General features: G+C 43.3%; 10 protein-coding genes. 5 read left to right on the top strand and 5 right to left on the bottom strand.

Features of this window, described 5'->3' with window-relative positions:
* Positions 1-793: 793 nt before the first annotated feature.
* The 4 genes from AAEY99_RS03190 to AAEY99_RS03175 all read left to right on the top strand — a co-directional run bounded on the left by AAEY99_RS03190 (position 794) and on the right by AAEY99_RS03175 (position 3,539).
* Positions 794-1,456: a methyltransferase domain-containing protein gene (locus AAEY99_RS03190; protein ID WP_101088616.1), complete on the top strand. Its 663-nt coding sequence runs from the start codon at positions 794-796 to the stop codon at positions 1,454-1,456.
* Between the two features lie 55 nt (positions 1,457-1,511).
* Positions 1,512-2,060: a Der GTPase-activating protein YihI gene (gene yihI / locus AAEY99_RS03185; RefSeq protein WP_101088617.1), complete on the top strand. Its 549-nt coding sequence runs from the start codon at positions 1,512-1,514 to the stop codon at positions 2,058-2,060.
* A 95-nt stretch (positions 2,061-2,155) separates the two neighbouring features.
* Entirely contained in the window at positions 2,156-2,623 is a 468-nt protein-coding gene (locus AAEY99_RS03180) for a DUF2489 domain-containing protein (RefSeq protein ID WP_101088618.1), read from the top strand.
* A 361-nt stretch (positions 2,624-2,984) separates the two neighbouring features.
* A complete protein-coding gene (locus AAEY99_RS03175) occupies positions 2,985-3,539 on the top strand; it encodes a lysophospholipid acyltransferase family protein (protein WP_101088619.1) in 555 nt (184 codons plus the stop codon).
* Positions 3,540-3,637: 98 nt separating this feature from the next.
* On the opposite strand, the gene AAEY99_RS03170 is transcribed toward AAEY99_RS03175, so the two are convergent.
* The 5 genes from AAEY99_RS03170 to hutC all read right to left on the bottom strand — a co-directional run bounded on the left by AAEY99_RS03170 (position 3,638) and on the right by hutC (position 10,785).
* Positions 3,638-5,062 carry an alpha/beta fold hydrolase gene (locus tag AAEY99_RS03170; RefSeq protein WP_351009113.1) on the bottom strand — a complete coding sequence of 475 codons (1,425 nt, stop codon included), beginning with the start codon at positions 5,060-5,062 and terminating at the stop codon, positions 3,638-3,640.
* 93 nt (positions 5,063-5,155) lie between these two features.
* On the bottom strand, positions 5,156-6,424 hold the full coding sequence (locus AAEY99_RS03165) for a mechanosensitive ion channel family protein (RefSeq protein ID WP_101088621.1): 1,269 nt from the start codon (positions 6,422-6,424) through the stop codon (positions 5,156-5,158).
* A 345-nt stretch (positions 6,425-6,769) separates the two neighbouring features.
* On the bottom strand, positions 6,770-8,308 hold the full coding sequence (gene hutH / locus AAEY99_RS03160; protein WP_351009111.1) for a histidine ammonia-lyase: 1,539 nt from the start codon (positions 8,306-8,308) through the stop codon (positions 6,770-6,772).
* A 3-nt stretch (positions 8,309-8,311) separates the two neighbouring features.
* On the bottom strand, positions 8,312-9,982 hold the full coding sequence (gene hutU, locus AAEY99_RS03155) for a urocanate hydratase (protein ID WP_351009110.1): 1,671 nt from the start codon (positions 9,980-9,982) through the stop codon (positions 8,312-8,314).
* Between the two features lie 95 nt (positions 9,983-10,077).
* Positions 10,078-10,785: a histidine utilization transcriptional repressor HutC gene (hutC, locus tag AAEY99_RS03150; RefSeq protein WP_101088691.1), complete on the bottom strand. Its 708-nt coding sequence runs from the start codon at positions 10,783-10,785 to the stop codon at positions 10,078-10,080.
* A 133-nt stretch (positions 10,786-10,918) separates the two neighbouring features.
* On the opposite strand from hutC, the gene hutI reads away from it, so the two are divergent.
* Positions 10,919-12,151 (top strand): imidazolonepropionase, encoded by a 1,233-nt coding sequence (gene hutI / locus AAEY99_RS03145; protein ID WP_351009108.1) that lies wholly within the window; start codon positions 10,919-10,921, stop codon positions 12,149-12,151.
* The last annotated feature ends 197 nt before the right edge of the window (positions 12,152-12,348 follow it).

Below are 12,348 nucleotides of genomic sequence, written 5' to 3'. Positions count from 1 at the left end.
TTACGCCACCAAGTTGACGTTGACGTAAGCTTCATCGATTATTACTTGACAGTGTTCACACTTTTAGCGTTAAATACACCCCGTACCGAGGTAAACCCAACTGTTTGTAACATAAATCTAATAACATCAAGCAGGTTTCGGACTGATACATTTAAGATATAAGAATAAAGATAATTCATAATAATAATAATTTAAGACCACTCACTAATAATAATAATATGAGTCGAGATTTCATTTTGAAATACTGGTCGCAGAATTTGTAAGGAATAGACCGATTGGTCGACATGCTATTTAGCACTGCCTTACACAACAGAGTGACTGATAACCCAGAGCATTATTTGAAGGATTCAAATAATGGCAAACAAAGCTTATTGCTGAGGATGCACCCACTGGAAGCTTTATCGCTCGAAGGTATAAAGTAACAAGGATGGTTAACTAATGTCATTGAAGACAATTAGGATAATGATGCGTCATTGAAGACCATCTACGGAAGCTGTAGTCAGGACGGCAACAGAATATAAAAAAGCGTCATTGATGACCAATAACAATTAAAAACGGCATGGAAAGCAGAAGAAATAAAGATCTGACCGGGATAGTCACATAGCAAGTACGGATACTTGGAATCAGAATAAAGTGCGTTAGGCACTATTTTACGAGGCGGCAGTTTATACTGCCGCTTTTTTTTATGCCCAAATAGCCTCAATATCAACTTCATTTCAAATACTTACTTTAAATTAACCACATTCGCTATATAATCGTTTATTAAGTCAATACTTAGGTAATGCTGTATTTGATGAACGTATGTCCGCTTTGTAATCATAGTGCTGATTTTTTTGTTCAAGACAAAAAAAGAGCTTTCTACATCTGCGAACGGTGTGGCTTAGTCTTTGCTAACCCAAAATCACATCTTATGCCAGATGTTGAGCGTCAGCGTTACGGTCGATCGCAAAAGTCATCGAGTCAGAAACCATTATCGCAATTTATTCTGCCACTATTAGCCCAAATATCTCAGCAACAGAGCGGTGCGTTAACTGGTCTTAATTTTGGCCGCTTACTTGACGAACAGAGCAGACAATCTATTGTTGATGCTGGTCATCTTGTTAATCAGTACGACCCATTCTTTGCTGCAGATCAGTCGGTACTGCAACATAGCTATGATTTTGTATGTTGTTACCGGGTATTCGAACACTTTCGTCATCCACACCGTGAATGGAAATTACTCAATCAACTGGTTAAACCCAATGGCTGGTTAGCAATAGGCACGCCTTTATTGACCGATCAAGACCATTTTGCCAAATGGCATTACAAAAACAATCCAACTCATGTAAGCTTTTACCAGCAGCAGACATTCGAATATTTAGCATTAAATAGTGATTTTGAGCTATTATTTGCATCGAAAGATCTGGTTTTGATGCAAAAATCATCAAAATCTGATATAAAGCGCATCCTTATTTAGTGCCTTGTAGAAATTGCTCTGCAAGGACGTGTTTAGAAAACCTAACGAGAACATCATGGCTCGCAGTAAAAAAACTCGCAAAGGCGGCGAAAACGGCGCTAAGTTTGCACCTAGAGTAAAAAAAGTTGATCGCAACGCGGTCGATGGTAAAAAATCTGAAACCGGCCGTAAATCAGGCAGCCGTCACAATGAAACGTTGCTTAAACAAGCATCAGGTAACACTTCGGTTAAGAGTAAAGATGTCCGTCATGGCAGCAAAAAGCCGGTAGCACTTACTTTACCTACGTCTGTTACCGCGCCATTAGTGGTTAAGCCTAAACAGCCTAAACTGACTGACGAACAGAAGTTACTGAAACTTGAAGATGATCCAAGACTAAATCAGTTACTTGACCAACTTGAAGAAGGTCGTGATTTATCTGACACTGATCAAAAGTGGTTGAATATTCAATTAGACAAAATTGAGCAACTGATGTTGAGCTTAGGCCTAACTGAAGGCGATGATACGCCAACACAAAGTCCTAAAAAGCAACTGAGTGACGATGAACTATTAAATCGTTTTGAATCAGGTGCCGATATGCTTAAAGATTATCAGCAGAAAGATTAATCTGCTCGATGAAAGTAATACCAAGCTATTTCTTGGTTTGATATCAAAAAACTGGCGCAAATCGCGCCAGTTTTGTATTCAAAAAAGGATAAATTGTGTCTACAACCGCCATCGTAATTGCTCTACTCATCATTGTAGCCCTTGCTACCTACGCAACACACTTACTGTTAACGCTTAAACGTACAACACAAGCTAATCAACAAGCACTTTCTGAGCGTAAGGCTAAAGCTGAAGAACGTAGACAACAAATACTGACTGATATCCGTTACATTGCCGCAGCAATGCTAGAAGATCGTTGTGAACTGTCTGAAGGCGTTATGCGCATAGGTAAATTATTTGATGCATTATCCTTGTCAGAACAAGTTGTGGCAGACTTCCCTAACCTGTTTACCCATTATGAGCTGATTAGAAACCATCCCATCATGGAAGCGCGTAATGAGCTACCAAAACAACAACGGATGAAGTTTGATTTTGAGCGGATGAAATCAGAAGCAGAGTTAGAACAGGTTATTCTAGACGAAGCAAAACACATCGCTGAGTTTGATAAGCCAACCACTCATTAGCGCAGCATATTAGTTAACCTGAACTCGAGATAAGAGTTCAGGAGGTCATAATAAAAAACATAATCTTAGTCACTATCGCTATCAAACTTGTTATTTATTCTGCTAACAAGATGAAATAACGCGTCAATAGCTAGCCAATGGCAAGTTTGTAGCAACTTAACTAATCACATTTATCTCATGCCTTAGCCCAATTGAGGTTAAGCATGAAATGAGTACGATTGCAGGCTATGCTGATAACACATCAGCTAAAGTACGCATCAGCAGATGCCACCAACAAATTAACGTCAATTAACCACACCAGTTTTGCTGACAAATTGAAATAACAAGAAGCTTAATAAAGCTCAATGATTGGGGTCGCACTATGTTCAGTTCACTTTGCTTAGGATTACTCAAAATACTGGGTTGGGAATTTGATGGCCAACTCGATAATACTAAGCCATGCGTCATTATTGTTGGTCCGCATACCAGTAATTGGGATTTCATCATTGGCATTATCGCCCGCAGCGCCTTAGGCACCAAAATTCATTTTTTAGGCAAGCATCAGCTGTTTATTCCGCCCTGGGGATGGCTATTTCGCGCCATGGGCGGTAGCCCTGTCGATAGACGTAAATACAATAATTTAGTTGATGGCGTGGTGCTGTTATTCCAACAAGATCCACTTTATAAACTGGCCTTAGCACCTGAAGGCACACGTAGCCCTGTAACTCGTTGGAAAAGTGGTTTTTACCATATCGCAGCCAAAGCGGATGTTGATATAGTGCCAATCGGATTAGATTTTGGCCGCAAAGCGGTTGTGATTGCCAAACCGTTAAGACCGACGGGAGATATTGAACGCGAAATAAATCAGTTAATGGATTTTTACCGTTCAATCAAAGGTTATCATCCAAAAATGGTTCCTGATTATCAGCAGAAATAGTACTGCAATAATTAACGTTCAATTAGCTTATATTGATTAATCAGAAGTGCGACAGTGTTGGATATACAAGAAGTGTCTTACACAGCATTCAGCGGTTTTTATAACACGCTTTCTAAACTCTCAGCGGCTAGCACATAGCTGCCGCCTAAACGTATAACGTGCGTTGGCGTATGGATCCGCACTAAAGATAGCACTAGCCGAGTCGACTCTTGCGAGATGAACACCGGAGACTCACCCCAAAAGGTTACCCCAGCTAAATCAAACCGACTGCGAGTACTGTTAATCTCACCCAAAAAATGAGTGTCTGTGGCACTAATAGTACTGCGGGCGATCTTCATCTTTTTCTGCTGCATACCTATGCGACTAGACTTGATGGTTACAATCGAGTCACTCATCGTGAGCTGGTTTACATCAACATTGTCAATGAACACCAATTTACAGTCTTCAATAATGAGCAGATCATAATGCCCAGAAAAATATTGTTGGCTTTCTTGATAGCATTTGCCAATACGCTGACTGCTATTTTCTGAATGTTGCTCACGAGCCAAAACATTAGCATTAGAAGGAAAAGTAGAAGTCGATGCTAGACCCGTTAATAACATTTGATTAAAGATGTGTGGATGCGATTTCATCGGTACATGCCCTGCACCAGCAATAACCTGCAGTTGTGCTGTGGGTAATACATGTAGCAGTGCTTGAGCGGTCCGTAGTGGCGCAACTTGATCATCTGCGCCCCAAATTAACTGCGTCGCAGGCATCTGTTGGTAATTAAGCACAGAGAAGTTTTGTTCCATTAATGCTAATGCCGCATTAGTGTTGGTTTGTTCGCCAATGGTCATATTACGAATAGACTCATTGTGACTTAACCATTTCGTTGGATCTAACCCGGTTCCAGTTTTCTCTAGTATCTTATCGGCAAAGTTATCAACCCGAGCTAACACTCGGCGTAAGCCTTGTGGTAATTCGCTACTAGCCATACCTCGTTTAGAAATCTGTTTTAGATACGCAGTCCGGTCTAAAATACCGGCGGCATCGACCAGTACGAGTTGCTCAACTTTGCCTGGGTACTGGCTCGCATAATATAAGCTAATCGCCGCCCCCATCGAATGTCCTACAAGATGTACCTGCGCGTTTGGATGACGATAATGGCTAATGACCCAATCGATCACCTTGGCATATTCTTTGGGTGAATAGGTAAATACCGCACCTTGCGATAAGCCAAAACCAGGTAAATCGATAGCAACAACATGATACTGCTTTGCTAACGCGGGAATAACCGTTAACCAGTCTTTAGAGGCTAACTCACCTAAACCGTGAATAAGCACCACAGTGTCACGGTGCTCAAGCCCTGCTTGTAACACAAACAGCGGAGTTTGATGGCTTGGTACTATTACTCGTTCAAATTGATAGTTTGTTGGGTAATCAGCTAGCTCTGCGGCGGTTAACGGCTCGGCAGTCAGTGATTTTTCAACGTCTATCGAGCGAACTTGCCTATTGATATCATTAAACCAATTAGCTTGCACGGGCATCGCCCACCACAGCAACAGCAACAGCAACAGCAATGATATTAATACCAGGAATTTAACCACTGCAAATATCGCTTATCTGGCGGCTTATCAATGCTGTTCGGTACATTGCTTTATGCTGCGAATGTCAGTACCTGTTGGGCTTTGAAACGCACGTAAACCAAACTCAGGTAACACGGCAAAAATGTGATCAAAAATGTCTGCCTGAATCGCTTCATAATAGGTCCAACGAATATCATTGGTAAAAATATATAATTCTATCGGCAAGCCCTCAGTGGTTGGAGCAAGCTGCCTTACCATCAATGTCATGTCTTTATGTACTTTGTCATGACGACGTAAATACTCTTGTAAGTATGCTCTAAATGTTCCGATATTGGTTAAATGACGGCCATTCACCTTCATCTCAATATCACTTATGTTGGCATTAGCAACACTGATTTCACTGAATACTTGCGGTAAATACTCTTTCAAATAATTGACTTTGCCTAAGCGAATACGTTCTTCATCGGTCAAAAACTGAATGCTATTGACGTCGATATTGATTGAGCGCTTAATTCGTCGACCGCCCGACTCGGACATGCCGCGCCAGTTCTTAAATGCATCAGACACTAATGCATAAGCTGGGATCATGGTGATGGTATTGTCCCAGTTTCGTACTTTCACTGTGGTTAAGGTTACATCTTCAACGGCGCCGTCTGCAGCGTATTTATCCATTTGGATCCAATCGCCTTTACTCACCATGCGGTTAGCAGCAAGTTGAATTCCAGCAACAAAACCCAGAATTGTGTCTCGAAACACCAACATAACCAAACCGGTAGCAACCCCTAAACCACTAAAGAAATAAATAGGCGACTGGTCGGCTAGAATAGCAAAGACAACAATTAACCCAATAAAAAATAGGAATAACTTAGTCAGCTGCACAAAACTTTTTACCGGTAAACGGCGATTAACATGATTAATATCAGCAATTTCATCAATCGCATTCAACCCGCTATACACAGCTCTAATCATAAAAAACACTAACAACGCGCTAAGGAAACGGTCAATAAAAGCGCTAATCAACTCATGCTCGGTGAGCACAATAGGGATCAATAAATCGAGGATTAAAATGGGGATCAAAATAGCGAGACGTTCAAACACATTAAAGCGCATGAAAATATCGTCCCAAGTCACCGAGGATCGGCGGATCACTGCATTCACACCGTGAACGACAAATCGATGGGTAATGTAATAACTTAAACCTGCTACAACCACACAAGCCAAAATTAATATCGATGTTGCGACACCATCCGATGGTTGGCTATTAATACCCAAACGGGTTAACCAAGCCGCAATTTCAATCCGCACTTCTGTATTCACAAACAAATCCTTAGCCACGTTTGCCCTTTACTCAATCAAAAGACGTAAATTAAACCGCATAAATGCAAGCAAACATTCACAGGCTTATCAGTGTGCTCATTATGCATGGTGTTGATGTATAACGTTACCGAAACATCGACTCTATCGGTCAAGATGATAAATTTAATGCAAGTTACTATTTTCACGATTATGTTAACAGTTGCAATGAATGTGAGTATACCCAAACAAGATTAAACAAAAATTAGCTTTGACGCGTGGGCAATAAAAGATAATAAAAAAGGACCTTGCGGTCCTTTATCAAATTACTCTAAACATATCCTGTTCATGACATGTAGTTTCGCTTAATTAAAAACTCGGTAACATGCCCTGCGGTAGCAATCGGTTAAAACTGGCGCCATACAACAAGTCGACCGAGTTCTCGATATCAGGTGAAAAGTAACGGTCTTTATCATAAAACGTCACTATTTCACGCAGTTCAGCTTTGGCCAGCGCCACAGCTGCGCTTGGTTGCAACGGCTTTCTAAAGTCGAGTCCTTGTGCAGCAGCTAACAACTCAATCGCCAACACGCCACGGGTATTTTCACTCATGTAGCGTAAACGTCGTGCAGCAAAGGTCGCCATCGACACATGATCTTCTTGGTTTGCCGATGTCGGTAAACTGTCTACCGAGGCCGGATGCGCATAGGTTTTGTTTTCCGATGCGAGTGCAGCTGCAGTGACCTGGGCAATCATAAAGCCAGAATTCACCCCACCGTTATCCACCAAAAATGGTGGTAACTTAGACAAGCTAGAATCAATCAACAACGCCATTCTGCGCTCCGAAATAGAGCCCATTTCAGCAATCGCAATCGCGAGGTTATCAGCCGCCATCGCAACGGGTTCGGCATGGAAGTTACCGCCCGAAATAATATCGCCCGTATCTTGGAACACCAATGGATTATCAGTAACACCGTTTGCCTCAGCGCCAAGCACTTCTGCTGCTTGACGGATTTGGGTTAAGCACGCACCTAAAACCTGTGGCTGACAGCGCAGTGAGTATGGATCTTGTACTTTTTCACAATTAGTGTGACTTAAGCTAATTTCAGACTCACTTGTTAATATATGACGGAAAATAGCTGCCGAATCGATTTGACCTTTTTGCCCGCGCGCAGCATGAATGCGTGCATCAAATGGACTACGGCTGCCCATCGCGGCTTCAACACTCATGGCACCAATGATTGAACTGGCGGCAAACAAATCTTCTGCATTAAACAAGCCTTCAAGCGCCAGCGCTGTTGAGGCTTGCGTACCATTCAGTAACGCTAAGCCTTCTTTGGCTGCTAATTCAATAGGTGCAAGCCCGGCAATCTCAAGCCCTTCCGCTGCTGAGATAATCAGCCCTTGATAGCTCATTTCACCTTCACCTAACAAAGGTAAACACATGTGAGCTAATGGCGCTAAGTCACCCGATGCCCCGACTGATCCTTTTTCTGGCACACACGGATACACACCAGCATTCACTAGCTGGATGAGAAACTCGATAACCTCTAAACGAATACCTGAAAAACCGCGGCTTAATGAGTTAATTTTTAACACCATCATTAAGCGCACGGTAGCATCTTGCATGTATTTTCCTATGCCAGCGGCGTGGGACAATACAATAGAGCGTTGCAATAATTGCAGATCTTCTGGAACAATTTTAGTGTTGGCTAACAAGCCAAAGCCAGTATTGATACCGTAAACAGTACGGCCTTCACGTAATACTTGTTGGACGATTTCAGCACTTTGATTAATGTCTTTAATCGCTTCTTTCGCAAGGGTAAGCTTGACACTATTACGGCTGATCGCACGAGTCTGCGCCAGTGTTAACGTACCTGGAATAAGTTCAAATGAATAAGTCGACATGGATTAAGCTCCTAACATTGGCAGGTCTAAGCCTTGCTCTTTGGCACATTTTTTTGCAATTTCATAGCCAGCATCTGCATGACGCATTACCCCAGTAGCAGGGTCGTTCCACAATACTCGGCCTAATCTCACGGCAGCTTCATCGGTTCCGTCGGCCACTATCACCACTCCAGAATGTTGACTAAAGCCCATACCAACGCCGCCACCATGATGCAATGACACCCAAGTTGCACCACTAGCCGTATTGAGTAAGGCATTCATTAATGGCCAATCTGACACCGCATCGGAGCCGTCTAACATGGCTTCTGTTTCGCGATTTGGGCTGGCAACTGAGCCAGAATCTAAGTGATCACGACCGATAACAATTGGTGCCGATAACTCACCGTTTTTGACCATTTCATTAAAAGCTAACGCTAAGCGGGCACGATCTTTAAGCCCTACCCAGCAAATGCGTGCAGGTAAGCCTTGAAACGCAATACGCTCACGCGCCATGTCGAGCCAATTGTGTAACTGCGGATTATCTGGAATCAGCTCTTTGACTTTGGCATCTGTTTTGTAGATATCTTCCGGATCGCCAGACAAGGCTACCCAACGGAATGGTCCAATACCTTCACAAAATAATGGCCGTACATATGCTGGTACAAACCCAGGGAAGTCGAACGCATTCGTGACGCCTTCTTCAAAGGCCATTTGGCGAATATTGTTACCATAATCTGTGGTTGCTGCACCGGCTGCCTGTAATGCCAACATTGCTCTAACTTGCACTGCCATTGACTGCTTCGCCGCTTTAACGACTGCCGCTTCGTTAGTTTTACGCATTTGATCGGCGTATTCTAAAGTCCAGCCTTGAGGTAAATAACCGTTTAATGGGTCGTGCGCGGAGGTTTGGTCTGTCACCACATCAGGCACAATGCCGCGGGTCACTAGCTCTGTAAACACATCGGCGGCATTCGCTAATAAACCGACCGAAACCGGCTTGCCGCTTTGGTTTGCTTCATAAATCATCGCTAATGCTTGATCTAATGAAGTGGCTTTTTTGTCGACGTAACCAGTGCGCATGCGAAAATCGATACGGGTTTCATCTACTTCACAGGTTAATACCGAATAGCCCGCCATAGTACCAGCCAGTGGTTGTGCACCACCCATGCCGCCTAAACCGCCAGTTAAAATCCACTTACCCGCTGACGAGCCATTAAAGTGCTGTTTAGCCATGGCGACAAACGTTTCGTAAGTGCCTTGAACAATGCCTTGCGAACCAATATAAATCCACGAACCCGCAGTCATTTGGCCATACATCGCCAAACCTTTTTTATCCAGCTCGTTAAAGTGTTCCCAATTCGCCCAATGTGGCACTAGGTTTGAATTAGCAATAATGACCCGTGGCGCATTGCTATGAGTAGTAAACACCCCAACAGGTTTACCAGACTGCACTAATAAAGTTTGATCGTCTTCAAGACGTTTAAGCACCTCAATAATTTTGTCGTAACTTTGCCAATCGCGTGCGGCGCGGCCAATGCCGCCGTACACCACTAAGTCTTCTGGGCGTTCGGCGACATCAGGGTGTAAGTTGTTCATTAACATGCGCATCGCAGCTTCGGTTAGCCAACTTTTACACTGTAATTGGGTACCGTGTGGCGCAATAATGCGACGGCTTGGATCGTGTCGTTTATCCATATGTTCCTCTTCAACTGAGTTTATTCAGTTTGGTTTTTTATTGGTCTTGTTGTTTATGTTTAATGTCTTACGGTTTTCATTTTCGATACCACCATTTAACGCGCAAAGGTTAAATGGCCGCCTAGTTTGAATTTGCTGCCCGGATGAACTAAACGAGCAAAACTGACCACACCTTGGCGTGACCAGGTACGACGTAAAATTTGTAAGCAAGGTTCCGTTGCAGCAATCGACAACCTTTGTTGTAACAGCTCGTTAGCCATAATGGCTTCAACGGTATGCTTGGCCTCTGTCAGTGGCGCTACTGCCGACAAATATTCATGGGGAGTATGTGAGCTAAAATCTTGTTGAAGGTAATCAGGCACCAGCTGTGGGTTTACATAACGCTCTTCCACTTGTAATGGTAAGCCTTGTTCGCAATGCACCAACACCGAATAAAATACAGGGCTGCCCAATTCCAACCCCAGTGCATTAGCCACTGTTGTGCTAGCCTCGATTTGTCTCAATTCAAGCTGGTTAACACTGTAGCCATGGCCACGATCTTTTATTTCGTCGGCAATATTACGAATAGCCAGTAATGACGATTGCGACTTTAAACCTGCCACAAAGGTGCCTACCCCTTGAGTGCGCTCTAATACGCCCGAGTCCACCAGCTCAGTTAACGCCCGCCTTGCTGTCATACGGCTACAGGCGAACAATTCAGTTAGCTGATTTTCAGACGGCACTCGGTCGTTTTCTTGCCATTCGCCCGTTTCAATACGGCTCAAAATGAATTGTTTTATTTGGGCAAACTTTGCTTGGGCCATATCAGCAGCTCTCGGTTTTTTAGACAATAATGTCATTGCTGTTTAAAAACACATCATTCATCCTACCTTGTATATACAAGTTAAAACAAGTATTGTTTAGCAATCAATAATTAATGCATTTTTAGGGGTTTTCATGTCGTGGGATCAAGTGTGGATTGATGTAAACGTGGCCACCATGGATACCCATATCCAAGGGGCTTACGGCGTAATACCTCAAGCGGCTATTGCTATAAAAGATGGCAAAATTGCTTGGGTTGGCCCGCGCAGTGAACTACCTGAATTTGATGTACTGGCAACCCCAGTTTACAGAGGCAAAGGCGGCTGGATAACACCAGGACTTATCGATGCACACACCCACTTAGTCTTTGCCGGTAATCGCGCCAATGAGTTTGAACAACGCTTACAAGGTGCGAGTTACCAAGATATCGCACGGGCTGGCGGCGGTATTATTTCAACCGTTAACGCCTGTCGTGAAGCTGATGAAGCTGAGTTATTTGAACTGGGTCGACAACGCTTAAACGCCCTCGCCAGAGAAGGCGTCACCACGGTTGAAATTAAATCTGGTTACGGCTTGAACACCGAAACAGAACTTAAATTATTGCGCGTTGCGCGTGAGCTAGGCGAACATCATCACATTGATGTAAGCACCACCTTCTTGGGCGCCCATGCTATTCCGCCAGAATATAAAGACAATGCAGATGCCTATATTGACCTCGTCATTAATGACATGCTCCCCGCGGTAATCGCCGAAAACCTTGCTGATGCCGTCGATGTATTTTGTGAAAATATCGCCTTTAATCTTGAGCAAACTGAGCGAGTATTAACTGCGGCTAAACAGGCAGGTCTGCAGATTAAACTGCATGCTGAGCAATTAACCAATATGGGCGGCAGCGCCTTAGCAGCCAAGCTTGGGGCTAAATCGGTCGATCATATTGAGTTTCTAGATGAAGCAGGTATTAAAGCCATAAGCGAAAGTGGTACCTGTGCAACCTTGTTACCCGGCGCATTTTATTTTTTACGCGAAACCCAATTACCGCCAATCGACTTAATGCGTCAATACAAGGTGCCAATGGTTATTGCCAGCGATTTTAATCCGGGGTCATCGCCTATTTGCTCCACTTTATTGATGCTCAATATGGCTTGCACCTTATTCAAACTCACCCCAGAAGAAGCCTTACAAGGTGTAACCATTAATGCTGCAAAAGCACTTGGTATCGACAATAATGTCGGCAGTATTACCGTAGGTAAACAAGCTGATTTTTGTTTGTGGGATATCACCACTCCAGCACAATTAGCTTATGCTTACGGAGTGAACCTGTGTAAAACCGTTGTAAAAAATGGTCAGGTAGTTGCGCTACCCAATTAAACAGTTAAATAATTGGGCTCAACTTTTCTCAATCAAATAGCCACAACGTCAACTAAAACTCACTACTAATAGCAGTACCACTGGCGATAATGTCTATCTCCAGTGGCGCTGCTATGTACGTCACCTCAAATCCCGAGTTCAGATTTATTAAACTACTGGGCAATAAAACCGTGATTTTAAGGTCAGTTTCATTTAGG

The organism is Shewanella sp. S1-58-MNA-CIBAN-0166, assembly GCF_040310085.1.
Classification (GTDB): Bacteria; Pseudomonadota; Gammaproteobacteria; order Enterobacterales; family Shewanellaceae; genus Shewanella.
Note: the sequence above shows the minus strand (reverse complement) of the source record. Positions and strands in the feature narration are given on the sequence as shown.

What these genes read in the sequence shown, in the direction of transcription:
- hutU (WP_351009110.1), bottom strand. Translation starts at nt 9,982, where the DNA reads ATGGATAAACGACACGATCCAAGCCGTCGCATTATTGCGCCACACGGT.
- AAEY99_RS03190 (WP_101088616.1), top strand. Translation starts at nt 794, where the DNA reads ATGAACGTATGTCCGCTTTGTAATCATAGTGCTGATTTTTTTGTTCAA.
- hutI (WP_351009108.1), top strand. Translation starts at nt 10,919, where the DNA reads ATGTCGTGGGATCAAGTGTGGATTGATGTAAACGTGGCCACCATGGAT.
- yihI (WP_101088617.1), top strand. Translation starts at nt 1,512, where the DNA reads ATGGCTCGCAGTAAAAAAACTCGCAAAGGCGGCGAAAACGGCGCTAAG.
- AAEY99_RS03175 (WP_101088619.1), top strand. Translation starts at nt 2,985, where the DNA reads ATGTTCAGTTCACTTTGCTTAGGATTACTCAAAATACTGGGTTGGGAA.
- hutC (WP_101088691.1), bottom strand. Translation starts at nt 10,785, where the DNA reads ATGGCCCAAGCAAAGTTTGCCCAAATAAAACAATTCATTTTGAGCCGT.
- hutH (WP_351009111.1), bottom strand. Translation starts at nt 8,308, where the DNA reads ATGTCGACTTATTCATTTGAACTTATTCCAGGTACGTTAACACTGGCG.